General features: G+C 42.5%; 27 protein-coding genes and 1 tRNA gene. 5 read left to right on the top strand and 23 right to left on the bottom strand.

Translation table 11 applies throughout. The features are described 5' to 3' along the window. Nucleotides 1-102 precede the first annotated feature (102 nt). From F9K33_00970 to F9K33_00960, 3 genes are read right to left on the bottom strand one after another with little or no spacing between them, the layout of a single operon-like run. Entirely contained in the window at nucleotides 103-828 is a 726-nt protein-coding gene (locus F9K33_00970; GenBank protein ID KAB2881346.1) for an NTP transferase domain-containing protein, read from the bottom strand. Between the two features lie 22 nt (nucleotides 829-850). After that, nucleotides 851-1,672, bottom strand: a complete 822-nt coding sequence (locus tag F9K33_00965) for a 1-acyl-sn-glycerol-3-phosphate acyltransferase (GenBank protein KAB2881345.1) — start codon at nucleotides 1,670-1,672, stop codon at nucleotides 851-853. Nucleotides 1,673-1,676: 4 nt separating this feature from the next. Further along, entirely contained in the window at nucleotides 1,677-2,477 is an 801-nt protein-coding gene (locus F9K33_00960) for a class II aldolase/adducin family protein (protein ID KAB2881344.1), read from the bottom strand. Nucleotides 2,478-2,904: 427 nt separating this feature from the next. On the opposite strand from F9K33_00960, the gene F9K33_00955 reads away from it, so the two are divergent. From F9K33_00955 to F9K33_00940, 4 genes are all read left to right on the top strand, one after another. Then, nucleotides 2,905-3,297, top strand: a complete 393-nt coding sequence (locus F9K33_00955; GenBank protein KAB2881343.1) for an Hsp20/alpha crystallin family protein — start codon at nucleotides 2,905-2,907, stop codon at nucleotides 3,295-3,297. Between the two features lie 99 nt (nucleotides 3,298-3,396). After that, nucleotides 3,397-3,783 (top strand): Hsp20/alpha crystallin family protein, encoded by a 387-nt coding sequence (locus tag F9K33_00950; protein ID KAB2881443.1) that lies wholly within the window; start codon nucleotides 3,397-3,399, stop codon nucleotides 3,781-3,783. A 249-nt stretch (nucleotides 3,784-4,032) separates the two neighbouring features. Continuing rightward, nucleotides 4,033-4,518, top strand: coding sequence for a DUF2975 domain-containing protein (locus tag F9K33_00945; protein ID KAB2881342.1), 486 nt, complete (start codon nucleotides 4,033-4,035; stop codon nucleotides 4,516-4,518). 4 nt (nucleotides 4,519-4,522) lie between these two features. After that, nucleotides 4,523-4,756: a helix-turn-helix transcriptional regulator gene (locus F9K33_00940; GenBank protein KAB2881341.1), complete on the top strand. Its 234-nt coding sequence runs from the start codon at nucleotides 4,523-4,525 to the stop codon at nucleotides 4,754-4,756. Between the two features lie 133 nt (nucleotides 4,757-4,889). Here the strand turns inward: F9K33_00940 and F9K33_00935 are convergent, their stop codons facing one another. The 6 genes from F9K33_00935 to F9K33_00910 form a co-directional block, all read right to left on the bottom strand. Next, entirely contained in the window at nucleotides 4,890-5,633 is a 744-nt protein-coding gene (locus F9K33_00935; protein KAB2881340.1) for an energy transducer TonB, read from the bottom strand. Further along, on the bottom strand, nucleotides 5,630-6,208 hold the full coding sequence (locus F9K33_00930) for a biopolymer transporter ExbD (protein KAB2881339.1): 579 nt from the start codon (nucleotides 6,206-6,208) through the stop codon (nucleotides 5,630-5,632). The genes F9K33_00935 and F9K33_00930 overlap by 4 nt, the downstream gene beginning before the upstream one ends. Nucleotides 6,209-6,229: 21 nt before the next feature. Next, entirely contained in the window at nucleotides 6,230-6,712 is a 483-nt protein-coding gene (locus F9K33_00925) for a biopolymer transporter ExbD (GenBank protein KAB2881338.1), read from the bottom strand. A 27-nt stretch (nucleotides 6,713-6,739) separates the two neighbouring features. Next, a complete protein-coding gene (locus F9K33_00920) occupies nucleotides 6,740-7,489 on the bottom strand; it encodes a MotA/TolQ/ExbB proton channel family protein (GenBank protein KAB2881337.1) in 750 nt (249 codons plus the stop codon). 86 nt (nucleotides 7,490-7,575) lie between these two features. Beyond that, nucleotides 7,576-9,339, bottom strand: coding sequence for a tetratricopeptide repeat protein (locus F9K33_00915; GenBank protein ID KAB2881336.1), 1,764 nt, complete (start codon nucleotides 9,337-9,339; stop codon nucleotides 7,576-7,578). A gap of 57 nt (nucleotides 9,340-9,396) precedes the next feature. Then, on the bottom strand, nucleotides 9,397-10,332 hold the full coding sequence (locus tag F9K33_00910; GenBank protein ID KAB2881335.1) for a hypothetical protein: 936 nt from the start codon (nucleotides 10,330-10,332) through the stop codon (nucleotides 9,397-9,399). A 457-nt stretch (nucleotides 10,333-10,789) separates the two neighbouring features. On the opposite strand from F9K33_00910, the gene F9K33_00905 reads away from it, so the two are divergent. Beyond that, nucleotides 10,790-11,581, top strand: a complete 792-nt coding sequence (locus tag F9K33_00905) for a hypothetical protein (protein ID KAB2881334.1) — start codon at nucleotides 10,790-10,792, stop codon at nucleotides 11,579-11,581. A gap of 4 nt (nucleotides 11,582-11,585) precedes the next feature. Here F9K33_00905 and rlmB read toward each other — a convergent pair whose 3' ends face one another. From rlmB to F9K33_00835, 14 genes are all read right to left on the bottom strand, one after another. Further along, nucleotides 11,586-12,341, bottom strand: a complete 756-nt coding sequence (gene rlmB, locus F9K33_00900) for a 23S rRNA (guanosine(2251)-2'-O)-methyltransferase RlmB (GenBank protein KAB2881333.1) — start codon at nucleotides 12,339-12,341, stop codon at nucleotides 11,586-11,588. Then, nucleotides 12,338-13,936, bottom strand: coding sequence for a YjgP/YjgQ family permease (locus F9K33_00895; GenBank protein ID KAB2881332.1), 1,599 nt, complete (start codon nucleotides 13,934-13,936; stop codon nucleotides 12,338-12,340). The genes rlmB and F9K33_00895 overlap by 4 nt, the downstream gene beginning before the upstream one ends. A gap of 15 nt (nucleotides 13,937-13,951) precedes the next feature. Further along, nucleotides 13,952-14,542 (bottom strand): bifunctional nuclease family protein, encoded by a 591-nt coding sequence (locus tag F9K33_00890; protein KAB2881331.1) that lies wholly within the window; start codon nucleotides 14,540-14,542, stop codon nucleotides 13,952-13,954. A 91-nt stretch (nucleotides 14,543-14,633) separates the two neighbouring features. Next, the gene (locus tag F9K33_00885; GenBank protein ID KAB2881330.1) at nucleotides 14,634-15,281 is read right to left on the bottom strand and encodes a hypothetical protein; all 648 of its coding nucleotides are present in this window, start codon (nucleotides 15,279-15,281) and stop codon (nucleotides 14,634-14,636) included. A gap of 2 nt (nucleotides 15,282-15,283) precedes the next feature. Next, the gene (locus F9K33_00880) at nucleotides 15,284-16,114 is read right to left on the bottom strand and encodes a menaquinone biosynthesis protein (protein KAB2881329.1); all 831 of its coding nucleotides are present in this window, start codon (nucleotides 16,112-16,114) and stop codon (nucleotides 15,284-15,286) included. 8 nt (nucleotides 16,115-16,122) lie between these two features. Next, nucleotides 16,123-16,425 carry a hypothetical protein gene (locus F9K33_00875; protein KAB2881328.1) on the bottom strand — a complete coding sequence of 101 codons (303 nt, stop codon included), beginning with the start codon at nucleotides 16,423-16,425 and terminating at the stop codon, nucleotides 16,123-16,125. Between the two features lie 21 nt (nucleotides 16,426-16,446). Further along, the gene (locus F9K33_00870) at nucleotides 16,447-17,310 is read right to left on the bottom strand and encodes a tetratricopeptide repeat protein (protein ID KAB2881327.1); all 864 of its coding nucleotides are present in this window, start codon (nucleotides 17,308-17,310) and stop codon (nucleotides 16,447-16,449) included. A gap of 106 nt (nucleotides 17,311-17,416) precedes the next feature. Beyond that, nucleotides 17,417-17,500 (bottom strand) — tRNA-Leu (locus tag F9K33_00865). Between the two features lie 63 nt (nucleotides 17,501-17,563). Next, on the bottom strand, nucleotides 17,564-17,875 hold the full coding sequence (gene secG, locus F9K33_00860; protein ID KAB2881326.1) for a preprotein translocase subunit SecG: 312 nt from the start codon (nucleotides 17,873-17,875) through the stop codon (nucleotides 17,564-17,566). A 26-nt stretch (nucleotides 17,876-17,901) separates the two neighbouring features. Further along, the gene (locus F9K33_00855) at nucleotides 17,902-18,666 is read right to left on the bottom strand and encodes a triose-phosphate isomerase (GenBank protein KAB2881325.1); all 765 of its coding nucleotides are present in this window, start codon (nucleotides 18,664-18,666) and stop codon (nucleotides 17,902-17,904) included. 7 nt (nucleotides 18,667-18,673) lie between these two features. Continuing rightward, nucleotides 18,674-19,870 carry a phosphoglycerate kinase gene (locus F9K33_00850; protein ID KAB2881324.1) on the bottom strand — a complete coding sequence of 399 codons (1,197 nt, stop codon included), beginning with the start codon at nucleotides 19,868-19,870 and terminating at the stop codon, nucleotides 18,674-18,676. Between the two features lie 12 nt (nucleotides 19,871-19,882). Beyond that, nucleotides 19,883-20,941, bottom strand: a complete 1,059-nt coding sequence (gene gap / locus F9K33_00845; GenBank protein KAB2881323.1) for a type I glyceraldehyde-3-phosphate dehydrogenase — start codon at nucleotides 20,939-20,941, stop codon at nucleotides 19,883-19,885. 114 nt (nucleotides 20,942-21,055) lie between these two features. Beyond that, nucleotides 21,056-23,446, bottom strand: a complete 2,391-nt coding sequence (locus F9K33_00840; protein KAB2881322.1) for a CHASE2 domain-containing protein — start codon at nucleotides 23,444-23,446, stop codon at nucleotides 21,056-21,058. Between the two features lie 117 nt (nucleotides 23,447-23,563). Continuing rightward, the gene (locus tag F9K33_00835) at nucleotides 23,564-26,263 is read right to left on the bottom strand and encodes a hypothetical protein (protein KAB2881321.1); all 2,700 of its coding nucleotides are present in this window, start codon (nucleotides 26,261-26,263) and stop codon (nucleotides 23,564-23,566) included. Nucleotides 26,264-26,353 lie beyond the last annotated feature (90 nt).

The raw sequence follows: 26,353 nt of genomic DNA, 5'->3' as shown, positions 1-26,353 counted from the left end.
CTTTAATTGACTTTGTTATATTACAAAAAATTCTTTTTGATTACAATTTAAAATAAAAACCCCAATGGGCCGGTTAATAGCGACCTATTAAAGGAGACAACTTTATTTCTCATTCAAAGACTTTGCAACCAGCCCGCTTGCATGGAACAGCGACTCAAACGTTCCGGCATCTGTCCACCATCCGTTCATGAATTCGTACTTCATTGCGTTTTTTCGGATGTAGTGATTGTTCACATCGGTAATTTCCAGCTCGCCTCGTCCGGATGGTTTCAACGTTTTAATCACATCGAAAACTTCCGCATCATACATGTAGATTCCGGTCACCGCATAGTTGGATTTCGGGATCTTTGGCTTTTCTTCAATGCCGATAACTTTTTCACCCTTAACTTCCGCCACACCGAAACGCTGCGGATCGTGCACTTCTTTCAGGAATATCTTGCCGCCTTTGTTCGTTTTTTCATAATCAGCGACTGCATTTTTGATACTATCCTCAAAAATATTATCGCCTAATATTACGGCGATGGAGTCATTTTTCGCGTAATGCTCGCACAAACCCAGCGCTTCTGCAATTCCGCCTTCACCCTTTTGATACACATAGTTGATGTGAGATAAGTTAAATTCTTTTCCATTTCCAAGCAACCGCAGAAAATCGCCTGCATAACTTCCACCGGTTACCAAAACGATGTCGTCAATTCCCGCTTCAACTAATTTTTCAATCGGATAGTAGATCATCGGCTTATTATATACGGGAAGCAAATGTTTGTTGGTGATCAGAGTCAGAGGTTGTAAGCGTGAGCCGAGCCCTCCGGCTAAAATAATTCCTTTCATCGGTATTTCCTTTATATGAATGTTATGCAGCGGTAACCGAATGCTGCTTTTGTTCAAATCGGGTAACTTTATCTAATAAGTTCGTGTCGGTGATCTTGGACAGATGTTTTATCACTTCGTAGTTACCGGCAATCTGTGAATTAACTAATGTCTTTAATTCGTCTTTCTGTTCCAACACAAAAGACGATGTGGAAATGGGAGGATCAAAAATGATATGAACTTCCTGGCCGAATTTGACGTCCAAAATTCCGCCGAATTTATGCATTACGTTTATGGTTCCACTGATCGTTACCGGAATAATGTCCACCTGCGCGTCGATGGCCAATAGAAAAGCTCCTTTTTTAAACGGCTTCAATTCTCCATTCACGCTTCTGGTGCCATCGGCGTAAATAACAATATTGATTCCATCGTGGATGCGTTTGGCAGCTTTTTTTAAACTCGTTATAGCTTTTTCCCTATTTCCACGGTCAATCGGAATGAACTTGAGCAACCACAGCACAAGTCCAAAGAATGGTATATATAGGAGTTCTTTCTTAAATATCATCCGCAGTTGTTTCGGCGCGTAAAACATCATTAACGGGATGTCCAACGCGCTTTGATGGTTGCAAATAAATATATACGTTTTATCGCTTTTGATATGCTCCATCCCCTTAGCCACAACTCGCATCATAGAAAAGCGTACGAGGACACCCGACCAAAATTTTTCTATCGCAGCCATTGTCTTTCCCATCGGCGCAAAAAGCGAAATTGGTATTGCTGTTAAAACGAGTATAAACGTCAGAACCAATCCAAAGGAAATAAACAAGAAAGAACGAATTTTTGAATGATAAGCCTTGTCAACCATTTTACTATTTTAAAGTTTGAATGATGTCCCTGATAAGGGCAGATATACGCGTTTCATCGGTCGCATTCCTGCTATCGTGACTTTTATTTTTTTTTTCATATAAGACACAATCGCCGCCGACGCAGTCTTCCGTACATGCCAGGCAACCCGGATTTGCGTGAGTTTGCGTTCCGTATGTTTCTCTTATTTGATACAATTTTTGTACCTCTTCCGGACTCAAAACCCTCTCCCCGCCCAGCATTTTTGCAACGTAGATGATATGCGCGTAATGCTCCACCCGTTCCATTTTGTAATAAGCGTCAAATACGTTTCGTCCGCACGTCACGACGCCGTGATTTGCCAAAAGGCATGCATCGGCATGACGTATGACGTTTCTTATGGAATCCGCCAATTCCGGCGTCGACGGCGTCGCATAAGGAGCTATCGGAATTGATCCTAAGGTCGTAACTATTTCCGCCAACACACAATCGGACAAAGGAATATTCGCGGTTGCAAAGCCGGTCGCGTATATCGGATGAGCGTGAACCACAGATCTAACGTCGGGGCGTTCCTCATAAATGGCGAGGTGCATCAAAATTTCCGTTGATGGCTTGGCGCTTCCTTCAAGAACATCGCCTTTATGATTTAGTTTGACCAACTCATCTGTATACAAAAACCCTTTACATCGTCCGGTGGGAGTGGCAAGTATCTCATCGTCGCTTATTTTCACGCTGATATTGCCGTCATTCGCCGCGACAAACCCCTTTTGATACAATCGACGGCCGCACTCAACAATGTCTTCTCTTATTTGAAATTCGTCTAACATTGCAATTTCCGGGTTAAAAAAAGGCAAAAAAGTTTAGCTAAAATTACCTGTAAAATCAACAGAAATTAAGCGACCGCTGAGCTCCCATTGAATAAGTGCCACAAAGACCCGTAGTCATAAAGTTAACTTAAGATGAAAAATTTCTTTTGCAATCAATCTTCGCGTTTTTATGCCTTGGTGTCATAAAAATCCTTAACTAATACGAATCTTTACCTTCTATATGCCTCAGTTAGTAAAAAACAGCCATATTGTCATATAATTGCAATTATTTCATGATTTCTAAATTGTAAAATATGTCATTTTGTCTTATTTTCTAAAGGGGTGCTTCATAAACCCATAAATTTCAGTATGTAAATTTTGGCACTGGCTTTGTATTAATCAAGAACGAAACCAAAATTAACTCATTAAATCAAACAGGAGACAAAAAATGGAGACAAAAACTTTCAACGAAGTCAAAACAGATCAGCGTGATGTTGTAAAACACGAAAATGGCTATTACTACGTTCAGCCGCGTTGCGACATACGCGAGAGCAAAGATCATTATCACCTGCTCTTAGAGATGCCGGGTGTGAATAAGGACACTTTGAGCGTGCAAGTGAAAAACGGTCAGCTTTTGATCGAAGGCAAAATGAATATTCAGGAAGAAGGCGAATTGATACGATCGGAGATCTACAAAAGAAATTATCGAAGAATATTCACGCTGGGAAAAACCGTTGATACTCAAAACATAGATGCGTCATGGAAGAACGGATTTTTACAGATGAATTTAACTAAAAAGGAAGAGGCTAAACCTCGTGAAATTAAAATTAACTTTAACTAAAACCAACAAACAAAAGGAGGGATAACCATGTCAATCATCAGGTATAACCCGATCAACGAAAGAGGCGTATTGACCGACCTCTTCAACGTGCAAAAAGAAATGAGTAAGATGTTATCGAACTTCTTCACCGGCGACGATGAGACATTTAACGGTTTACAGAACTGGTATCCGTCAGCCGACATCACGGAGGGCAAGGACAAATACACCGTTCATATTGAATTGCCCGGCGTCACCAAAGACGGCGTAAAGATCACGCTGCAGGAAAACGTTCTCACCGTTCAGGGAGAAAAGAAACAGGAAAGCGAGACGAAAGAAGAGAATTTCCATCGCGTGGAAAGAAGTTACGGGTCTTTCAGCAGGTCATTCCGTCTGCCGTCGCTCGTCAAGTCCGATAAGATCGATGCTAATTACAAAGACGGCGTTTTGACCATCGTACTGCCTAAAGCGGAAGAAGCTAAAGCGAAACAGATTGATATCAAGTTCTAATCTGACTTGGAAAAATGAAATAACAAATCCTCACAGGTCTTGGATCTGTGAGGATTTGTGTTTTATGAGAAATTCGCGTGTAAACTCAAATCTCTATCTCAAACTCTTCCGCTGGCGCGGTGAGCGAACGTTAGCACCTCCTATATACATATAACAATAAAAACATATTGACAAACGATAAATAATATCTTATATTCAATATGTGTCGCAAATAAACACTAATCGATTAATCCTTGAGGTGAGTATCTTATGAAAAAAAATTCAACGATATTTCTTCAGGTTGTCATTGTGCTCATCGGCATCGGTGTTCTAGCTGCCTTGCTGTGGGAACCCCAGCTCGAAGGTAGGAACGTACACGCCACGCTCTTTGAGATATATTTCAATGATCCATTTCTAGCATATGTGTATATAGGGTCCATCCCATTTTTCGTGGCGCTCTATCAAGCATTCAAAGTGCTAGGATATGTCGGAATAAATAAAACATTCTCACAAGGAACAGTAAAAGCTTTTCGGATGATAAAATACTGCGCACTCGTTACTGCGGGCGCAATCGTCGCGGCGGATGCCTTTCTCATGATAGCCGCTCGTAGTGACAAGGATGACGCCGCGGGTGCCATTATGTTGGGAATCATCGCCACATTCGCCTCTATCGTCATCGCAATTGCGGCAGCGGTATTTGAACGGGTTTTGCAAAGTGCCGTGGATATAAAGTCCGAGAACGACTTAACGGTATAAGACTATGGCGATCATCATTAACATAGACGTCATGCTGGCGAAACGAAAAATGAGCGTCACCGAGCTTGCTGAGAAAGTCGGTATCACGATCGCCAATGTTTCTGTCTTAAAAAACGGCAAGGCAAAAGCGATTCGGCTATCAACCCTTGAGGAAATTTGTAAGGCCTTGAATTGTCAGCCCGGAGACATATTGGAATACAAAAGCGCCTCCGATGTAGAAAATAAGCACATTTCTTAAAGACGAAAGACGCCTTTGTTTTGAAAGGACAATTGCACATAACTATTGTATCAATGAACAACTGCGTCTGTCATACTAATCCGGAGTAGTAAACGCAATAGCTTTTGGCTCCAAAGTTAATCCCCTAAAACTTTCAATTGAGCCGAAACACGACAGGATAAGTAATCCAGACCTTGACAGCCCTGTTGCCGTTGATGGCGGGCTTAAATTTCATTTGCTTGATCGCAGCCACTGCGGCGTCTTTAAAAATATCTTCACCGGCGATCACAACAATTTTTGTCACGCTCCCCGTCTCGTCGATAAGCGCCTTAACAACAACCTTGCCTTCCAGGCCTGCTTTTTTTGCGAGTTCCGGATAGACGATATTCGGCCTTCCAAGCGGAACCGGGTTTTGTTCGACCACAACAAATTCATCCATGCCGGGTTCATCATTTCCGGAAATCCCCTGTATCACTCCGCTGATATCAACCCTTATTTCACCATCCTGATCTCCAAAAGTACTTGATGCAATATCCGTTTTGATTTCTTCCTGAGTTTGAATGGTTAATTCCGGCAACGCCTCCTCATCCGGAACGATGATAGGCATTCCCATAGCAGGTTTGATCACATCCGGGATTTCTATTTTTACTGTCGGCGGCGGCGGCGCATCCTGTAACGGCGGGGCATTTTGGAGTTCATTAATGTCGGTGAATTTGACGGTGATTATCCTATCCTCCTGCATCACGATATTCGAAATATAATAGGAAGCGATTCCTCCGATGTGCAACGCCACGCCGATAATTAATCCGGCTGCTAAGTTCTTCGAATAGACTTTTTTGAGTACATACGAACCGTAGTTTTCCCTCTCAAATCCATCTATGACATCGATATTGCTCATGGCGCCTTCTTAAGCTCCGTTAGATCCCGATCGGTAAGCGGCGCAAAGGCAAAACGGGGAGATAATTTACTGCCGCTTTCCGTTAACTTATTTTTCTCATTCAGCGAGACCATCGCAAGATCCAGTTCATCGACAATATTGATCATATGTTCGTATTTGGCCTTTTTATCGATTTTGATGAGCATAATCAGTTTATATTTCTCCTTAATTGTAACGCCTTTGCCGTCTTGAATATTCTTCTCGCTTCGCTCAATAAATAGGTGACGTAAATTGTTTAAGTCCGTCTTTTGAGGTGCATTATTTCCCAAATTCCAATAAATCGTATTATCATCCGTTACCCGCACTTGCAAAATATTTGATTCGGCGATCTTGACTTGATTGCTTTCTTTATCGTCTTCCGGAATGCTGATTTCCATGGTTTGCGGCAAACGAAAGGCCGTTGTTAACATAAAAAAAGTCAAAAGAAGAAAAGCTACGTCCACCATCGGCGTCATATCAAGACGAACGCCGAGCCGTCGTTTTCTTTTTTTCCCTTTGCCGTGCGACCTTGGCTGTGCCGCTCCTATTTCAGACATAATTTAAACTCCGCCTATTTATTATCGTTCCAGATTGGTGATAAAATTTACCGTTGTGATCTTGGTTTTCTGTAATATATCAATGATGTCACTCACGACGTCGTAGTCCGCGTCTTTATCTGCTTTAATGACAACACGCATGGCTCCTTGCGCTCCGCGAATCGCAAGATTCTCCAACCTCGCTTTATTGATCAGCGAAGCTAGTTCATCTATACTAATTTCTTTGCCGGCTTTCTGCGCATAGTCTATTCCAAAAATCTTGGCGCGAACAACCTGAGCATCCACGTCCATCCATATTCGTTTTTCCTTCGTTATAGACAGCGTGATTACGTTTGCAACCGGTAACTTTAATTGCGAATGAGAATCCGGCACCGTGACAGATACTTCTTCGGGCGGTCGGAACGTCGTTGCCAGCATAAAAAAAGTTAACAACAGAAACGCTACGTCTACCATGGGGGTCATATCAAGATTAACACCAACGCGATGTTTTTTAATTTTCGCCATGTTGCCTCGTTATGGGAATTGAATCGTTTACTTATCGGAATTCTTATTAGCCAAGATCTCGACCACGTTATAGCTCGCTTCGTCAATGAGATACGTATACGTATCCACTTTATTAACAAAATAATTATATGCGACGATGGCAACAATGGCTGCAAACAGGCCGCCCGCTGTATTGATCAGGGCCTCTGAAATTCCAAGTGAAAGTTGAACCGCATCGGGAGCGCCGGATTGTGCCAGGGCTTTGAACGCGCGAATCATACCGATAGTCGTTCCAAGCAACCCGACCATCGTAGAAATGGATGCAATGGTTGAAATCGCGATTAAATTCCTCTCCAACAGCGGCACTTCCAGCGAAGAAGCTTCTTCGATGGATCGTTTCATTTCCGCAACACGCTTATCGATCGTCAAGCCTAACTTTCCAGTACGAATAAAACTTTCAAGTCCCATTTTGATAATATTTGCGCACGATCCTTTTTGATGGTCACACACTTCTACAGCGGATTCCACGCTGTTTTCAAGAAGGTTTTTTTGAACTTTTTTCAAAAAAAACGGCAAAGCATCACTGCCGTTGGCTTTACGCAAAGAAAAGATACGTTCAAATACAAACGTTATAACCATAATGGACAGGACCATGAGGACAACAACCAAATATCCGCCTTTGTAGATATAGTTTAATCCGAAAGCATCGCCTTCCGCGCCAAAAACGAATTCATAAATAATCGCTGAGATCAGAAATGCCGTTGCGATTAATACCGTCATAAAAACGGACTGTTTCATGTAGATTTCCTCCTTGAATAGTGAAGATGTAGAGTCTCATAATAGCTTCTGTAGTGTGCGATGCATATATGCGCCGGTAATTCACATTAATTAGCGCCAAGTTGCTTCAGAATACGTTTTGAATTTACAGCGAATTGCCCGTTTGGATCTAGTTCGACATATTTTCTCAGGTATGGAATAGCTGCTAAATTATTTTTCTGCCTAAGGTAACATTGGGCGAGATAATACAGCGCGTATTTATGTTTGTCGTCGAGCCGGATAACCTGTTTGAAATACGTGATGGCTTCGTCATTGTTTTTTAAACGGTAAGATATGCTTGCCAGCCCGAAATAAGCTTGAGCATTATTAGAATCAATATCTACGACCTGCTGATAAGCCATTTTTGCAGACGCTGCGGAATCCGCATACTCTGCGATTTGTGCAAATATAAGCCAATAGTATTGAGAATACGGCTTTAAATGTATCGCATTTCGAATTGATGACAGCGCTTTTAATGTATCCTGCCGTGTTTTTGCCGAATAAAACTGGCATAAACCTAAACTCTGCCATGTCCCGGCAACGGCAGTATCATTGGCGTTTGCAGCAATTCGTTTTTCGAACCAGCGAGCCGCCTCGACAAAATTTTTGCTTCCGTAGTACATCAACCCAACTTCCTGAAGCAATACATGGTATAACGAATCCGCGGATGCCGCTTTGCTAAAATACTTGCCCGTATTTAGCGTATCTTTAATAGCTTTGTACGAAAGGCCTAACCTGACATAATCCATCGCGTCCAAAGGATACTGTTTTTTCTCCAGTTCTTCATACATCTTAATCGTCTTTTCGTGATCCTGAATTCCTGAATACGACTCAGCCAGAAATTTCATCGTCTCTTCTCGTCCTGCCCCACTGTCAAGCCGAGCAGCCGTCTGAAGCGGTGGGATTGCGTTGGAGTAACTTCTAAGCGCATGAAAACTTTTTCCGATGTACAAAAATCCGCGAGGATCAGCCGGCTCTAGCGCCGCATATTTCTGCAGATAAAAAATTGCGTTCCCATACTGCTGAGGATTTGATTTACCTCCATTATAATAAATATACCCTACATTGAGATTGCCTTCGGTGTTATTTGAATCAAGCCGCACGACTTCTAGATACTCCCTCAGCGCATCGTTATACTGGCGTTCCTTGAAATACGTTTTGCCCAGTTTTATATGTACATCAACCGAACTGCCGTTTACTGACGCTGCTTTGGAATAATAGGCAATTGCCGTTTCATTTATATTCTGTTTGGCATACACATCCCCGAGTAGTAAGAGAACTTTGTACTGCAAATTATACGGTAACTTTTTATGCACTTCCAGTTTCGAAAGCTCAATACTTGCTTCTTCAAACTGACTTAAACCTGCCAAACATTGTGCAAACCTAAAGCGAAGATCCGGATCTTTGGGTGATTCCTTAAGCAAGAATTCAGCTTCAGCTTTTGCATCTGTAAAATTTTCTTCTTTCAAGTAAATATCAAGTAACAAGCTTCGGTTCAATAGATGTTTCGGCTTGATGGCGAATGTCTTCTGGGCCGAGTTCAGTGCATCCGAGATTCGTTCGCTCTTATAATATGCTAACGCAAGCCAGTAGTGGACGTCAGCCGACTCAGGATATTCGTTTGCTGCGCTTTCCAAGAGGCTCAGAGCGCCTGCTGTATCGCCGCTACTCAGCCTTTCTCGCGCCGCCTGAATTTGAACATTCTGGGATATCGCTTCTGAAGTAATTAACAGCAATAAAAATAGACTCGTATTTGCAAAGTTAAACAGCATATGCCGCATTAGAACAGATATCTTTCTCAAGCCTATTTGATAAGGGTTTGTATGAAACATTCTACGGATAAAAAGCCAGCAAAGTTCTAATTTTTTTCATAAAAACACAAGCGAATTTTATTCAGGTACGAGCCGGACAGGATTCATCGCCGGTACCAGATTAGATCGTAAGAACATTCGCTGCCCTTCATTTCCGGTCATATATGCCGTAAATCCTGCCGCAAGTCCGATGTGGTCTTGGCGGTGCATTATGTAAATAAAACGCCGCAATGGATAATCCCCACGGTAAACATAGCCAGGAATGGGAGCAACGGCCTTCTGGTAGTCGGTTGCTGCTAAACGCAGCACTTTTATTTGATCGGCAACTTTGGTGAATTTAGGATTATTTCCGAGCCACGCAGTGCTAACATACCCTATCGCGTCGCGATGCGATACAACGTAATTCAAGATTCTTTCAGACGAACTGACCATGGAGTCACCGGGTATTATTTCAGCCGCTGCCGTCATGGACTCGTCATTCAAAACCTGATGTTTAAGCAGATAATAGTTTCCTGATTTTCGGCCGTCGATAACAAGACGGACTTCATCAATGTTTGAAGGAAAGGATGTAGCGTCAGAAACTGAATTCCATCGAATATTTCTTCCGGTTAGTATAGAACTTATTTGGTCCAAAGTAACTTCCTGGATGGGGTTCTTGGCGTTGACAATAAATGCGATACCGTCCAAAGCTAATTTTTGCGAATATACTTTAATGTCGTTTCGAATCAGAAAATCAGTTTCAGTGGAATCCAGTTCGCGCGTGGAAATAATACATTCGACGTCATGGTTAAGTAAACTGCCGATCGCATAATTTGTCGTACTGAGCTTTAAGCTGATACGCGCTTTAGGGTAGTTTTTTTCAAACTCCGTTTTTTGAGTTTCAATTGCCGATGAAACCGATTCATCACAAATGACGTCCAGTTTGCCGCTCGTCGGCGAACTGACGTCATCGCGTTTCCGGCACGACAAGCATAAAGCTGCAATAAGGAAGTACTTTGCAACGCTGGAGTTCATTGATTACCCTTATCATTCTGTTGTTCCCTGTTTTCGGGCTTCACATAAAAGTTGTGCACTACCCGATACATGCCATAACAGATCAATACAAATCCCATCATAGTAAGAAATCTGGGGTCGAAGTTTCCAGGCAATACTTCAAAATGCATTATGAAGGTACCGAATATGATATAAAGCCCACCGACAGCTATGCGCGTATAACGGTTCATGGTACTATTTTTTATTCTAACCAAACATCGAAAAATATTTTATTGTTTTGTCTATATATATTGAAATATAAAAAATATAGCTTAATGAAATCCCATTTGCAAAAATTAATGTCCAAAATGTGAACCAAACTTGAATTTGACAATAAGGATTATAATTTCTACATTTTTCCAGTTTGAAACATGTTCCGGAGAGAATTTTTCTGCATGCATGATAATACGCACCATTATTCTAAATATGAGGCACTGTAATGACTGAGCAGAACTTGAAAAATAACCCTATTAAAAATTTACTATCGAATATTGATTGGTTTTGGGTTACGGCCGGCACGGTAGTCGGGCTTATTCTTATTGGGATATTGGTTCTCATTAGTTACGCTAAATTTCACAATCCAGTCATACCCTATTTAATCACAGGATTAGCCTATATCCTAACGGGAATGATATTAGGCCACTATTCTAGTGGACATACCATTAAAGAGGCAGCTTTGGTAGGTATGATCATTCCGATCGTCGGTATGATATTAACTAGACTTTACGAAGTGCAGTCCCAACTTACTGAACTCAGCGTTTTTCAGATATTACTACTGATCGTTGGAGGTATTTTACTGACTCAGCTCGGTGGTTGGATCGGTGAAGAAATGGAAGGGTTTAACCAACCTACAAAATTCATCCAGTGGCATTGGATTATCGTTGCATCAGTTGTCGGTTTTATGCTCAATTGTTTCATTTTGTTTTTTGTATCATTATTTTTCTACAAACTCATACCTATTGCACTATTTCTCGCCTTGAGCGTCATAGCATCAGGTATTGTCGCAGGCTACAAATCCCCGGGAAACACCGAACTGGAATGTGGGATTGCAGGTACGGTTACGATACTTTTTAATTATTTATTTCTCAAGTTCGGTTTAGATATTGAAATTCCGGTATTTGTTTTATTAATTGCGCTTATAGGGGGCGGAATATTTGGATTATTCGGAGGTTGGGTTGGCGAAAAAATTCAACAGAAAGAAGAATTAAAACAAAAAGAACTGGAAAGTTAAGGTATTAACCTGGTTTTGGCCGTGATAAACGTTGCCTTTGAATGTCAAAAAATACAATTCCGGCTGCGACCGATGCGTTGAGCGACTCGATATTTCCGAAGATTGGAATTTTTATCAAAAAGTCGCACCCCTGTTCTGTCAAACGCCTCATTCCACTTCCTTCGCTGCCAATCACTACAGCAATGTGGTCGCGCGCATCCATTTCAAAATAATTTTTTGTGGCATTCATTGACGTCCCGTGTATCCAGACGCCTTGGGCCTTCAGTTCCTTCATCGCGCGTGATAAATTAGTTACTTGGACAATCGGTATATGAGTAGCTGCTCCGGCTGATGTTTTCATCACGGTGGCATTTACTTCTGCTGAGTTATGTTTTGGAATAATAACGCCGTGAAATCCTGCGCATTCAGCGCTTCGAATGATGGCGCCCAAATTATGGGGATCTACTATTTCATCCAAGATGGTTATAAGGACTCTTTCATTCTTGCGCTCCGCTCTTTCAAAAATATCTTCCACGGTCGCATAGGCAAATTCCATATATTTTAGTTTGGCAAGAACACCTTGATGGTTCTGGCGTAAGGCCATATTATCCATGACGCTCTGCGGCACTTCTTTTGTTTTTATTGAAAACAGTTGCGCTTCATTTTGGATATCAGACAGTCCCTGTGCATTTTTCTGCAAAAACAGTTCCTCAATTGCCGTATTGCTTCGAATGGCCTCCATAACAGCCCTTCTGCCGAATATGATGTTTTTTTCGTTCAAAGCCGTTCCTTTTTATCCGTCCGCTTTACGGCATAATAGATTTTGTAGACAACCGTGCGCAGGAATGAGACAATTCCAAAATCTTTTTCCGAAGCCGTTTGATAGATTAAAATAACACCAACGGATCCCAATAGGATATTCATAAACCACATTGCAACAAAAGGATTCAGTAATTGGCGGTCTGCAAAATTTTCACCAAGAATTAAACAAAAATAATACGCGATGAAGAAAAAAAGACTAATGCCGCCGGCTATTCCTAAGTTCCCCTTTTTCGCCATTACGCCTAACGGAGCGCCCAGCATGACGAAGACGATACATGCGACGGGTATTGAATATTTCTTGTTAACTTCCACCATCAGTTGATCCATAAGACGCTGATAATTATTCGTGGAGTTCAATGCGCTTGCGACTTGTTGTACGGCAAATGCCGTAATCATTGCTGCTGTATCGGGAAGTTGAATACCGGCGTTCATTTTTCTTATTGAATCTTCAGAACTCATGCCCCGTTTTAAGACAACGCCGGGCTTGCGCGTGCTGTCGGAAGAATATTTCAAAATCGTTAGTATGCTCTTATGAGAGGAGTCATGAAAAGCGGTCTGGAACTTGTACTCAGTTGTATCTGCCGCTAAATTTAGACGCGTAAAGATGGCGTTAATATCATCGAGAAAAGAGTAATTAAAGAAGAAACGATGAAAATAGCCTTTGCCTTTTTCATCAAGTTGCGTTATTACTTCGGGACTTTTCTCAACTGCTTTGACCACTTTGTCGAGATGCTTATCCCTTTCATTTTTATAACGCTGCACATCTTCCATTAATTGGGAAATATTTTTTTCACGTTCATTATGAAAACTCTCATCGCTCTTTTTTAATGTAAGATTTTCAACTTTGACCGTCACTCTGTATTTTGTAAAATTTATCCTCTGGTAATTATCCGGTTTTCGCGGATTCATATCATGGATCTCGCCGTTCTCTAAAGTGATAACCATGTCTTCATTTTCTTCTTCGATTTCAATTTGCCCCTTTTCGGCCGTGATTGTTCGCGCGGCATCTCGCTGAGTCTTATCGAATATCGTAATACCGTAAATCGACGAGCCCAGTTCATCCTTGTTTTCCACGATCATAGTAAAATTCTCAACTCCATCCAGATAGACCCCCGGTTCAATTGTCAGCGTCGGCCGCTTCGTCTGAATGTTTTTTTTCAGGACACGCGCGTGGTGATTTGCAATCGGCAAAACCTGATCATTAAACACAAACAATCCGTAGGTGATAACGCCCGACAGCATGAGCACAGGAATGATCAGCTTATAAAAATTAATCCCTCCTGCTTTGATTGCTGTTATCTCATTATCCGATGATAAACGGCCAAATGCCATAATAGTAGCAACCAATATGGACATGGGGACAACAAGCACTATGATGCCGGCTAAGTTATAAGCAATAAATTCAAATATAACCTGTATGCTGATTCCCTTGCCAATGATATACTTCATAGCCTGAAGCACAAAATTGAGAACCAACATGGTCATAATGAGGGATAATGCAAAAAAGAAAGGGCCGATATGTTCGCGAATAATATATCGGGCAAGAATAAACATGGGGTAAGTTCTGGGCTATGATTTCATGAGATTAATCTGATCACGAATTTTGGCGGCGAGTTCATAGTTTTCAGATTCGATCGCTTTTTGAAGTTCTTTCTCAAGTTTTTCAAGGTTATTTTGAATAATCGGCGGCGCAGTATCGGGAATACCGTCCGTTTGTTTTAAGGATTTATTATAGGCGCCCGTTTGCAAGTCAACTTCCAAACCGGCGACGCTCATGACGTCTTCATTGACAAAAATGGGAGCGCCAACACGTATCGCGATGGCTATCGCATCCGACGGCCTGGAATCTATCACTTGTTCGCCCACGCTGTTGCTGCTAATGTATATCGTGGCGAAAAACGTATTTTTGTTTAATTCAGTTATCACCACTTTTCGCACTTCCGCATCCAACGCTTCGAGAAATTGAACAGCTAAATCATGTGTAAAAGGTCTGAAGGGCTTAATGCCCTGGAGTTCCAATGCGATGGCGTGAGCTTCAGGCGCGCCAATGACAACCGGTAAAATCCGGCCTTTATCGTGATTGGTCTCAATCAACTGAAGTATATATCCGTTGCTCTGTTCGTCTTCTATAATCCACTTTATTTCAACGGGTACATCCATACATTTCACACCTCTTTTAGAAGAAGCAAACAAACTCTTGTATTAAATTAATAAACAACCGTCATAAAATCAAACCATTTGCTTTAAAGAATTACGATTGTGGCGGTTCAGTCTGTCTACTCTTTGGCACAAATATCTTTGGTTTTTTTACTGGCGCAGCCTCTGCGGTCGTTTCTTCAGCCTTTATTTCTGCTGGCGGACCGGGCTTTGGCACAAAACTCTTAGGAGCTTTTGCAGCCTCTTTGGAAACTTCAGCAGGTTCAACCGGCTTTAATTCCCAGTAATACGCATTTCCATTGACACTCCAACCAAAGCTGATCTCTACCTCTGAATTGGACAAATTACCTTGCGAATCTTGGTTTGGCAATACCTTCCATTGGCCATGGCGCCAATGAGTAAAAATGCGTGTCCCGAGTTCAGTGCCGCTGCTCGGTTCATCAACAAAACGAAACCTCGCCATACACGTTTTACCTTGTCGCGTAAGTTCTCCAAAAAACCAATGACGATCATAAAAAGGCTCCCTTATCTTTCCTTCTGAATCCGCTATATTGAGAAAGCCGTCGCCGCCTTCAAAACTGAATTTGAGTAACTGGACTTTGTTACCGGATACGTTCGATTCAGAAACTTCCTGAAACTCAATCCAGGAACCTAATCCGTTAGTGGCAGGATTAAAAAAAGTAAAACGTTTTGACTTTTCCTTTGTAGACAAAATGCGTGTTTTCCATAATTCAATTGACATTATCAAGCTCCTTCAAAAAAATATAATTCTGGAATTTCCTCAATCATTCCAAAAAAATAGCAGTAACTGTAAAATTCTTTCAGCCCGTTTAATTCATCATTACCAAGCTTAAACTGTATATTATCTGTCAAATAATCAACATAAAATTCAGGAGACCGTCCACTAGAATTCTGATTCACATATTCCCCAGCAATGTCAGAGAGATTATGGACTCCTGTGTTACGGGAATCTATAAGACTCTTGACATCGTTATGTGTTAGCGCTCCCTGAGTGCCGGCCCAGAAAGAGTATACAAACGGCAATCCGTCCGTTAAGTCATTCCATTCTTCGCCGAGATCAAGCTTGTTGTCCATTACTCCGCTCTGCTCCAGCGCAATATCTCCGATCACGAGCGCTGCATCCGCTTCTTTCAGCATATGAGACAGATCGGGATTCATGGGAACCAACACAGGCTCGATATCGTATTTTTCTTTCAAAATGATTTCTAACAAAGCCACCGATGTGCGGCTGCTTGAATCGACGGCAATTCGTTTCATGTCTGACAAATTCTTATTAAAAAACAACTCCACACTATTCACTTCGTCATGTGAAACCACAGCTACGTCAGGTACGATGTTTAGAGACCGTGTTCGTCGGATTCGGGAGTACTCGATTGAAGGGATAAGGGCTAGATCAGCTTCTTGGTCAAGAAGTTTCTTTGAACAGATCGATGGTATATCGTAACTTAATTCAAAACGGTGAGAAACGCGGTTTTTCTCAAGTCCATATACTATAGGTTTGGTATTTAGATATTGAACAGCAGATACCCTTAGTTTTCCCTTAGTTTCCGGCATACTGCTTTCTAATGCTCTTCGTCATCTTCCTCAGCATCGTCTTCATCGCCGCCAACATCGGTATCATCGGAAAGTTCCATTTCAGGTAACTCAATATCTTTACATATATCCAATGCCTGTTGAAGTTTATCCTGTGGTACTAAAATCTTAATCTCTGAGAGGTCACCGACCCATACAACATTTGTATGGTCTTTTTGTGACAGGATGGTATTCTCTACCCCAAGCGACTGGAGTTGGTCGCTGATAAGATTAGCCTGATGTTCGTAACTGACTGTCTTTACGACAGCCCACCCTTCGATGACTTCACTCATGCCGAATCGCTTTAAAATAAGTTATTTCGAACCTAATGTCTTTAACCAGTATTCGGCAATTTCACGCCATTTACGGCTCGTCTTAGAGCTTTGATAATATTTGACCGCTTCCCCAGTATTGCCAAATTTCCTGTACGCGTCGCCAACTTCAAAATTCAATGCCGCTGTGGTTTCAGCATCGTTAGAGGCTTCCAAACCCTTTAAACCGTGATTAATTGCTAACTGGTAGTCGCCGGTAACATTATAACAACTGGTCAATTCCAAATGCGCCTTTGGATTGTTCGGATTGCTTGCAACGGCGCTCTGTAGAACTGTGATCGATTCTTTTAACTGTCCTAGACCGTCCTTAAGCACTTTGCCTTTCAAATATAACATCCCGTCATCAGTCGGATTGTCTTTCAGATAAAGATCGATAGTTTCGACTGCTTTCTTGTACTCCTTAGTATCAATGTACAAATTAGCCTTATAACTTATCGCCTGGGTAACCGTTTCCTTTTCTCCATTAGGCATTTTGATTGCGATGTCATAATTTCTGATCGCACTTTGAAAATCTCCCAAACGTTTATAGGATAACCCGAGGTTGGTATACGCTTTTTGATACTCAGGATCCAGCTTAACTGCTTGCTGAAATTCACGAACAGCCGCCGCATAATCGCCTTGTCTATAATAATCATTTCCCGCTTTGAAGCGCGCTTTTGCGCCTTTCTGCGAATTGACGGAACTTAGTTTCTCCTGGTTTTGTTTTTCGATCATTTCTTTTTGCTTTTTCCAGGCTTCCAGTTTTCTCTGATACTCCTCTTCCTCGCTTGTTTTTTCCTGTGCGCTAACTGAATAAACAATTGAAAAAAGGACTACAACTAAAAAAGGCATCCATACTCTTTTCATTAAAAATAACCTCCTTAAGGTGACATATTAAGGTGATGATCTAAAACAATGCTTATCAAAAAAAGAAATTAACCGATTCAGAAATGATAATGCAGCAGAAATTTAATGGTGCCGAAGGCGGGATTTGAACCCGCACGCCATAGGCGCCACCCCCTCAAGATGGTGCGTCTGCCAATTTCGCCACTTCGGCATATTTACAATTCAAATCTATTTAAATTTAAATTGAAATTCAATAAAAAATTAATCTTAGCGATTAATTTTGCGGCGTCGGAAGCGCCGGCACTTGTTGTCCGCCTTGCTCCAATTCTCTTTCAATAATTCCCTGATCGCTTCCCGATTCGCGCAAGACGCCTATATTCAGCGTAATGCTCAGAACAGCAAAAAGAATAGCCAATATGATAGTAGCCTTTGTCAGCGTGTCTGCCGCCTGACGGCCGCTAAGAAAAGCCGTCGAACTACCGCCAAATGTCCCCGCCAAACCGCCACCTTTGCTTGACTGCATCAAAATAGAAATCACCAGCAAGACGCTTACAATAATGTGAATGACGACCAAAAATACAAACATTAGTTTCTCCTGTTATTATTTAAATGTTAAATTAATTTCTCTGCTGCTTTTACTATGGATGAAAAATGATCCGCGTCTAAACTCGCACCGCCAACCAAAGCGCCATCAATGTGTTCACACGATAATAAGTCGTTTGCGTTCTCCGGCTTTACACTGCCGCCATATTGAATGATCATTTTCTCTGAAAAGAGTTTTCCATACAAATTAGCGGCTAAATCCCTGATAAATCGGTGAACGTCATTGGCTTGCTCCGGTGTGGCGTTTTTTCCAGTACCAATGGCCCAAACAGGTTCATATGCAATGATGATCTTTTCCGCATCGCTTGAAGTAATATTTTTCATCGCGCCTAAGTATTGCCGTTTTACAACCTCTTCGGTCTGATTACTATCTCTTTCGGAAAGCGTTTCGCCCACGCACACTACCGGTATTAATTTTTCATTTAGAGCAAAGCTGATTTTTTGATTAACGGACTCGTCGGTTTCATGAAAATACTGCCGTCGTTCCGAATGGCCTATAATCACATAGGTACACCCGCTCTCGGCAACCATTTCCGCAGATACTTCCCCGGTAAACGCCCCGGATTTATGGAGGTACATATTCTGGGCGCCTAAGCCGATTCGGGTATCCTTGATAATCTCCCGCACCGCCTCAATACTTACGAACGGAGGACAGACGGCTACTTCGGTTTTACGAATATCAGTTAGTTTCAGTTTGAGCGATTTAGCTAATTGCCGGGCTGCCTGCGGCCCTTTGAACATCTTCCAATTTCCGATAATTACTTTGCGCCGCATTCTTCTCCTAACTATTTGTCAATGCTTCAAGTCCCGGCAGTTTTTTACCTTCAAGGTATTCCAGCGAAGCGCCCCCTCCGGTTGAAACATGCGTCACTTTTTCTTCAAAACCCATTTCCGTCACCGCTGCCGCCGAGTCGCCGCCGCCAACAATGGTAGTACATCCGTTTTTCGTTGCTTCTGCTAAGAGTTCCGCTATGGCTCGAGTACCTTTGGCAAAATTCGGCATTTCAAAAACGCCCATCGGCCCGTTCCAAACAACCATTCCGGCGCTCATAATTTCTTTCTTGTAAGCTTCAATAGTTCCCACACCAATATCCAATCCCATCCAACCTTCAGGAATCGCATTTATTGGAACGGTTTTGAATTCCGTTTCGTTCTTGAATTCCTTGGCTACAACGGAATCGGACGGAAATAGAATCCGCGCTTTACTTGATTTCGCCCTCGCAATGATATCCTTTGCCATATCCGCTTTGTCCGCTTCAAAGAGAGACGCGCCAATTTCATAACCCATCACTTTTGCAAAAGTAAACGCCATACCCCCGCCGACCAGTACCGTGTCAACTTTCTTCATGAGATTTTCAATCACATCGATTTTCCCGGAGATCTTTGCTCCGCCAATGATCGCGACAAAAGGACGTTTGGGATTCTGAACTGCGCTTCCAAGATATTCAATCTCCTTTTCCATCAGATAACCGGCGGCATTTTGTTTAAAATATTTTGTGATACCCGCCGTAGAAGCATGCGCGCGATGCGCGGTGCCGAAAGCATCGTTGACGAATACATCGCCCAATTTCGCTAATTTCTGACAAAATATATCGTCATTGGCTTCCTCTTCATTGTAATAACGAAGATTCTCCAGAAGCATTGTATCGCCCGGCTTGAGATTAGTAGTTTGTTTTTCAACAACCTCTCCTACACAATCGTCCGCCATCAAAACGGGAATTCCGAGTAATTCTGAAAGACGAACGGCGACGGGCTTGAGCGACATCGAAGGGTTTCTCTTACCTTTCGGTCGTCCAAGATGACTCATGATTACGGGCTTGCCGCCCTCCGCGATAATTTTCTTTATCGTTGGCAATGATTCTCGAATTCGAGTGTCATCTGTTATAGTGCCCTTATCATCTAATGGAACATTGAAGTCAACGCGTAGTAAGACGCGTTTCGCTTTCACATCAATTTTATCAATGGTCAGTTTATTCATATCATCACCGTATTATCTTGCGATTTTCAGAAGTAAATCCACGACGCGCAGCGAGTATCCCCATTCATTGTCGTACCACGATACTATCTTAAAAAATCGTTTCTCACCCTTTAGATTATTCTGAACAGTAGCAAGCGAATCGTAAATTGAAGAGCGTTCATCGTGTATAAAATCGGTCGAAACCACTTCTTCATTACAATAACCCAGAATTCCTTTTAGATACGACTCGGAAGCTTTCTTCATCAGTCCGTCGATTTCTTCAATGGACGTGTCGCGCGTTGCGCGGAATGTCAGGTCTACTACCGACACATTGGGTGTTGGAACTCTAAAAGACATTCCGGTCAATTTGCCCTTAACAGCCGGAATGACTTCTCCGGCGGCTTTCGCTGCGCCGGTGGATGACGGGATGATATTGATCGCTGCCGCTCTTCCGCCACGCCAATCCTTCTTAGACGGCCCGTCTACGGTTTTCTGTGTTGCGGTGTAGGAGTGAATCGTTGTCATTAGCCCGGTTTCAATTCCTATACCTTCCTTGATCAGAACATGGACAACAGGAACGAGGCAATTGGTAGTACATGAAGCGTTTGAAACAATGTGATGCTTTGTTGAATCATACTCCTGATCATTCACTCCCATAACAATTGTTTTGACGTCGCCTTTGCCCGGCGCAGATAAGAGTACTTTCTTGGCACCGGCTGCTAAGTGGCCTTTTGCTTTTTCAGCATCGGTAAATAATCCTGTCGATTCGATCACAAAGTCTACTCCAAGTTCCTTCCAGGGTAATTGAGCAGGATCTTTCGTTGCCATAATGCATTTTACTTTGTGTCCGTTTACGACGATCACATCATCGGTTTCCAAATCAGATTTACTTTTTTCCGTCGCAAGTTTTCCCGCAAATTTGCCATGAACGGAGTCGTATTTCAATTGATACGCAAAGTATTTGGCATCCGTACTCACATCCACAACAGCTACTATATCAATTTCCTTGCCCAAAAGTCCTTTATCTACCATTGCATTAAATACAAGCCGTCCGATTCTGCCGAATCCGTTTATTCCAACTTTTATTGCCATAGGTTCTCCCGAAAGTTTGATAAATAAATAACATTCTACAAGAGGCGTGCAAATCTACCGCAAAAATCAAAAAAAGTCAAATTAATTCTTAGTTCACAATAGGTTATATGGTTGTTATTTCGTAGTCATGGTAAATACGCCGTCCCAATTTTCCGGCGGTGGATTTTTCTTAAATTCTTCGCATCGTTCGATGTACACCTGCGAAGTCTCGTCATCGGGAACGCTGTTCAGCGCAGACTTGAAATAAACGATCGCTTCATCCCAGCGCTGCTGACGGTAAGCGGCAATGCCCTGGTTGTAATTTTCCAATGATTTTTTCTTTGTTGCCGTAATGCCAACGGACGTTCGCGCAATAACTTCAAATACTTTGACGCCTTTTTCTTTTCCCTTAACCCGAATAAGATCCAGTTCACGAGTGATAATATCGTCCTTCACCAGTTCCTGCGTCCATTCGCTGATCATGATATAGGAGCCGTATTCTTTATTGGCACCCTCAAGCCGCGAGGCTAAATTCACGTTGTCACCCATAACGGTGTAGTCAAAGACGCTTTCAGATCCCATGTTCCCCAAAACGACCTGTCCGCTATTGATACCCGCGCGGGCTCTCATTTCCGGACGTCCCTCTTTTTTCCATTTCACGCGCATTTCGACGAGTTTCTCCTGCATCTCGATCGCCGCATAGCAAGCTTTTTGGGCATGGAGGTCGTCCTGCAATGGCGCGCCGAATTCCGCCATAATCGCATCGCCTTCATACTTATCAATAATGCCATCGTATTTCATAATGATGTCGGTCATGGCCGTCAAATATTCGTTGAGTAAATGAACCAATTCGGTAGGCGTTAATTTTTCACTGATCGTGGTGAAACCGGCCACATCGGAAAACAGAATGCTTAGGAAACGAACTTCACCGCCCAGCTTCAAAAGGCCGGGATTATCGATTAACTGCGACACGACTTTTTCAGGCAGGTAACGGCCAAACGCATTACGAATGGTAGCCTTTTCTTTTCTTTCACCGAGGTATTGGAACAAGACGTTACCGACATAAGTGAATCCTATGGCTAGCATGGGCGTGACCATTTGCATGTGCAGGTGATGAAATGCAAACAAATAAAATGCGGCCACGGTTACGGCGAGCATGATTAATAAAAACACCGGAAATGCCAATAGCGGTTTCTGCAATTTGGACACGAGAAGAAATACCAAAAACGAGGCTAAAGTGACGATAAGAACCCGTATCCAATCCGGCTGGGCCGTAATGTAATCGTCCGTTAAGATCGTATTGATCGCATTCGCGTGGATCTCAACCCCGGGCATAAGGGTTTCAAGTTTTTGACCCTCGGCGTTACGCGTTTCACTTATCGGAACGGGGAAAACGTCGTGAAGTTCCTCCATCGTCGCGCCCAGAAGAACGATCTTGTCCTTGAAGAAACCCTGCTGGAGCAGCCCGATGGGCTCGCCGTTTTCATCAATAAGCCCGTCAAAAGAATCAAGATCATACTCAGGTTTAAGATCAAACTCCTCATCGTCTACCGTATTATCAAAAGACTTGTATGGAAAAGTGCGCAAAGGACCCTGAAAATTGATAAGGAATGAATACTGCTTATATTTCTTAATGATTTTATCGCCGAACTTAAAATAATTTTCCGCATTTTCAATTTCTACCGAATCAGGAATATCATAGTATTTCTTCAACACTTCGATGGCAAATGAATAGTACTTTTGAGCATATTCATCCGATCCGATTTGATCTTCCATGAGGTATTGACGCCAAAAACCGTCAATGTCATTTGTGACGCCTACAAAACCCCATTTACCGCCCTTGTTAATAAATTTTTCCAAGGGCGTCACTACCATTTCACTTTGCCCTTGTCCTCCACCTACGTCCGCCTTGACCACTTTGCCTGCCAAAACAACATTTTGGCATTCCGCAATTGCCTGAGCCAAGTCATCGTCTTTTTCCGTGCCGTTATAATCCGGCGCATCGAAAACAACGTCTATACCAACCACCTTCGCGCCAGCCTTCTTCATATTCCGAATGAAATGCGCGTAGTAGGAACGCGGCCAAGGATAACGTTCCTGAACTGAATTTCCAGACTGATCGTCAATAGCAATTATAACGATCGGTGAATCGTCGGATGTAATCCTTCTCTCGTTATCAACATATTGATAACGAAAACCGAAACGGGCGTCCAAGGTTTTTAATTCAATACTTTCAATAGCCTTCACATTTACGAGAAAACTGCCGAACCAGACTGCCAATAACGTGATGAAAACGCCGGACAGTGTTTTATTCTTGAATCCTGAAAAATAAATGCCAAGCAGCATCGCAAAAATAGACAGCGCGGTTAAACCGATATTCAGCAAATAAAATAATACCAGAGAATCGCTCATATCCGGTAACAATTTTAAGAGCAAATTGGGTACGAAAACAAGCAAGGAAAAAATGAGACAAATAAACGCCCATTTATTTTCCATCAGGTTTTTAAAAAATGTTCCGTTGGCCATAGTAACCTCATGGGTTTGATGGTGGGTAATAGATGTGATTTACTTGGTCGGAATAAAAAACAAGACCTAACCCGAGTCATTCGGATTAGGCCTTGTTATATATAGCGCTATTACATATTAAAAAACAAAATCGTAGCGGGCAGAAAACAGGCTGTTGATCTCCGACTTGGTTCCGGTAACATTTCCGCCACTGTCGAACTGAGGAATTTTGATACCCGAAGTCAGATTAAAATTCAATGTGAGCGTATTGTTCTTATAAAAATTAAATCTCTGCCCGAGGTTAATGCTCGTAAGGCTGAGATCACTTGAGTTTGGAATCGATACGCCCGTGTAGCTCAAGCCTCCGTACACATTGAGAATTAACTTATCGGTATTGAGCAATTGATAATCGCCGGAAACGCCGAATCCCGTTGCCGACGATTTGTCTTTTTGAACGTTACCCGATGCGGCGATGCTTCGCGTATTACCGGATGAGGAAGAGAAATTGACCGTCGTGCGCAACGGAAATTTCCATTCGGTGGTTATACCAAGGCTGACGCTATTGTTGTCGGATGCCTGAAATGGTATATACGAAAAAGTGTCCTGCACCGCGTTGACCGTAGTTTCTACTATATAGCTTTCCGTCTTGTCATCTTTCTTGCTTGTACTGTAATTGACCGTGGCATTATGACGCAAGTCCATGGCAGAAAATCCATACGAACTGCCGAGCGAAATAATATTGGTCACGCTTTCTTCAGGCAAAGCACCTACTTTTGGCGTCGTGTAATTAAAATTATTGTCGCGATTCATCGTTGTATATCCGAAACTCAAACTCGGCAGTTTGGGCAGGAAGAGAGAGAAATTCGTTCCGATCGTTTGCGTTTCAAGTGTATTGTCATTTGATTTAGACAAATTGTTTTTTGACGTCGCATAATTCACCGTAACGAATATGCGGTTCTGCCAGAAACGATGGCGGTCAGAAATTTCAAATGTTTCAATATCGCGCTGGATGGATGATCCGAATGACTGGAAGTATCCCCCGTTGCTTCGGTATCTTGCGCTCAGGTTATTATCAAACGCGCTTAACGATCCGCCGAAGGTATACGCAAAATTATTCTTGTCCGTAATAAAATCAGCGCCGGTCGGAATCGGCGTTAAGTTGGTATTGATCGTCATAAAATTATCAGCAAGATCAATGTAGTCCTGGACGTCTTTGACTTCGGTTTGCTTAATAAGGTTAGCATCTGCCAAAGTTTGCGCATCCACCGTGCCGCCTGTAATATTGGTATTGGTCAATCCTGTGGCTACGCTTGCATCGAAATTGAACCGTTTACTGAATAGACTCGTTTTGAAATCAGCGCCGACAACAACATTTTCCTGCGGCGCTACGCCATTGAATCCGGTAGAAATAAGGGTTTGACTGTACAATGACGATTCTTTATCTCCAGTATGAACATAACTGAGGCCGAATTGGAATGCTTGCGGGCCCACGCTGAATCTTCCGGCGGTCATTTCGCGTTTGAAAGTTCCTCCAAATGCCTTATCATCCGCGGGGTCATTTGCATCAGGATTTAGATAGGCGATGATCGCCGCTGCTCTTGCGTCATCCGTGGTATTGTTGTTATATCGGTCTTCAAGTTCTTGTATAGTAGCTTTATCGCGTTTGGAAAGAACTTTTCGGTTAACCTCTCCTTTGACAAACTCGAAATTAAAGATACCGAGATAAAGTCCGGCGCTCAGACCGCGTACGCGTGTTCCATACAACGTGACGGGGCTGAATGTGGGATATGAATCGCCGTAATTTACTATCGCAATATTATCCACATTGGCCGTAATAAGATAACGGCTTAAGGGCTGGTTTTTCGTCGGATCATCCTCAGAATCCCAATCGAAGGTGGCGGCGACCTGAAAAAACTTCTTCTCATAAGAAATATCCGCTCCGACACGCTCGTAGGTCGTTTTTTGGCCCAAATTATTTTGCGCCTTATGCTCGCTTCTGAAATTGGCTCGAAATTTTCCCGCATCGTCAAAATTAGCATCACTTCCGGGTTGTAGCTGACCGGCTGTCGCAGCAGTAAAACCTTTTCCTGCCAGTATATCTTCGCCGCCTTCAAGAGCAATGTCAAATGTGAACTCGGTCAAAATAACTTTGTCGCCATTAGGAAGCGTGTACCAAAGCCTGGCGGCATGCGGTCCCGGCTCAAGGTTCTTCCCTGCATACGTTACTAACTCGTTTGTTATATCGGATTTTTTGGTCACATCGTCACCGCCGTCTAACGTCAGTTTTAAGTTAACAACGTTGATGGTATCGTCCGAAAAGAGCGAAATGGCAATAAGAAAATCCTTCTTGTTGACGGTGCTCCCTGGATCAGGAGATAATACGATCGTTTCAATTCCGGCTTCCTGCACAACTGCTCTTTCGGAAACGACCAATTGTAACGGAAGCATCTCCGGGTTATTTTCAGGATAAGTAAGGCTTTGCCCGTCCGATGACTCTGCGACAATATAATATTCAAGGATGGTCCCTTTTTTGAGCCCTTGTTTTTTCAGAAATGCGCCGTATTTACCATTCATTTTCATAATCATAGGAACTTCGGTGAATGCCGGATCGGTCGGAAAGCGATAATAAACCGATGCACGTTCAATTCCGGTTGTAAAACCAGCTTCAATATAGATCGGTTCGCCTTCTGCGACATGTTTTTCAGGATTATATATGATGCGTCCTCCGTTGACACCCGCTTCAACACTCGCAAAATTCATTAATCCGACTAATAGTGTTACTGACAGCACGTTACCGAACACACCTAATACGTTCTGAACATTTGAATTCAAAAACATAAGTTTCCTCCTATTTTTGGAAAGGTATGAAAGAATAAATGTAGTAAATGATCTATGTAGAATTGCTAATTAATAATCGCGAAGATATTA

This window comes from bacterium (genome assembly GCA_008933615.1).
Lineage (GTDB): Bacteria > CLD3 > CLD3 > SB21 > SB21 > SB21.
Note: the sequence above shows the minus strand (reverse complement) of the source record. Positions and strands in the feature narration are given on the sequence as shown.

Coding starts and splice junctions, on each gene's coding strand:
- F9K33_00925 (KAB2881338.1), bottom strand. CDS start 6,712: ATGGCGAAAATTAAAAAACATCGCGTTGGTGTTAATCTTGATATGACC.
- F9K33_00950 (KAB2881443.1), top strand. CDS start 3,397: ATGAGTAAGATGTTATCGAACTTCTTCACCGGCGACGATGAGACATTT.
- F9K33_00885 (KAB2881330.1), bottom strand. CDS start 15,281: ATGTCAATTGAATTATGGAAAACACGCATTTTGTCTACAAAGGAAAAG.
- F9K33_00895 (KAB2881332.1), bottom strand. CDS start 13,936: ATGTTTATTCTTGCCCGATATATTATTCGCGAACATATCGGCCCTTTC.
- F9K33_00920 (KAB2881337.1), bottom strand. CDS start 7,489: ATGAAACAGTCCGTTTTTATGACGGTATTAATCGCAACGGCATTTCTG.
- F9K33_00840 (KAB2881322.1), bottom strand. CDS start 23,446: ATGGCCAACGGAACATTTTTTAAAAACCTGATGGAAAATAAATGGGCG.
- F9K33_00930 (KAB2881339.1), bottom strand. CDS start 6,208: ATGTCTGAAATAGGAGCGGCACAGCCAAGGTCGCACGGCAAAGGGAAA.
- F9K33_00835 (KAB2881321.1), bottom strand. CDS start 26,263: ATGTTTTTGAATTCAAATGTTCAGAACGTATTAGGTGTGTTCGGTAAC.
- F9K33_00945 (KAB2881342.1), top strand. CDS start 4,033: ATGAAAAAAAATTCAACGATATTTCTTCAGGTTGTCATTGTGCTCATC.
- F9K33_00855 (KAB2881325.1), bottom strand. CDS start 18,666: ATGCGGCGCAAAGTAATTATCGGAAATTGGAAGATGTTCAAAGGGCCG.
- F9K33_00915 (KAB2881336.1), bottom strand. CDS start 9,339: ATGTTTCATACAAACCCTTATCAAATAGGCTTGAGAAAGATATCTGTT.
- gap (KAB2881323.1), bottom strand. CDS start 20,941: ATGGCAATAAAAGTTGGAATAAACGGATTCGGCAGAATCGGACGGCTT.
- F9K33_00965 (KAB2881345.1), bottom strand. CDS start 1,672: ATGGTTGACAAGGCTTATCATTCAAAAATTCGTTCTTTCTTGTTTATT.
- F9K33_00940 (KAB2881341.1), top strand. CDS start 4,523: ATGGCGATCATCATTAACATAGACGTCATGCTGGCGAAACGAAAAATG.
- F9K33_00875 (KAB2881328.1), bottom strand. CDS start 16,425: ATGAGTGAAGTCATCGAAGGGTGGGCTGTCGTAAAGACAGTCAGTTAC.
- F9K33_00960 (KAB2881344.1), bottom strand. CDS start 2,477: ATGTTAGACGAATTTCAAATAAGAGAAGACATTGTTGAGTGCGGCCGT.
- F9K33_00870 (KAB2881327.1), bottom strand. CDS start 17,310: ATGAAAAGAGTATGGATGCCTTTTTTAGTTGTAGTCCTTTTTTCAATT.
- F9K33_00955 (KAB2881343.1), top strand. CDS start 2,905: ATGGAGACAAAAACTTTCAACGAAGTCAAAACAGATCAGCGTGATGTT.
- F9K33_00880 (KAB2881329.1), bottom strand. CDS start 16,114: ATGCCGGAAACTAAGGGAAAACTAAGGGTATCTGCTGTTCAATATCTA.
- F9K33_00910 (KAB2881335.1), bottom strand. CDS start 10,332: ATGAACTCCAGCGTTGCAAAGTACTTCCTTATTGCAGCTTTATGCTTG.
- F9K33_00935 (KAB2881340.1), bottom strand. CDS start 5,633: ATGAGCAATATCGATGTCATAGATGGATTTGAGAGGGAAAACTACGGT.
- F9K33_00970 (KAB2881346.1), bottom strand. CDS start 828: ATGAAAGGAATTATTTTAGCCGGAGGGCTCGGCTCACGCTTACAACCT.
- secG (KAB2881326.1), bottom strand. CDS start 17,875: ATGTTTGTATTTTTGGTCGTCATTCACATTATTGTAAGCGTCTTGCTG.
- F9K33_00890 (KAB2881331.1), bottom strand. CDS start 14,542: ATGGATGTACCCGTTGAAATAAAGTGGATTATAGAAGACGAACAGAGC.
- F9K33_00905 (KAB2881334.1), top strand. CDS start 10,790: ATGACTGAGCAGAACTTGAAAAATAACCCTATTAAAAATTTACTATCG.
- F9K33_00850 (KAB2881324.1), bottom strand. CDS start 19,870: ATGAATAAACTGACCATTGATAAAATTGATGTGAAAGCGAAACGCGTC.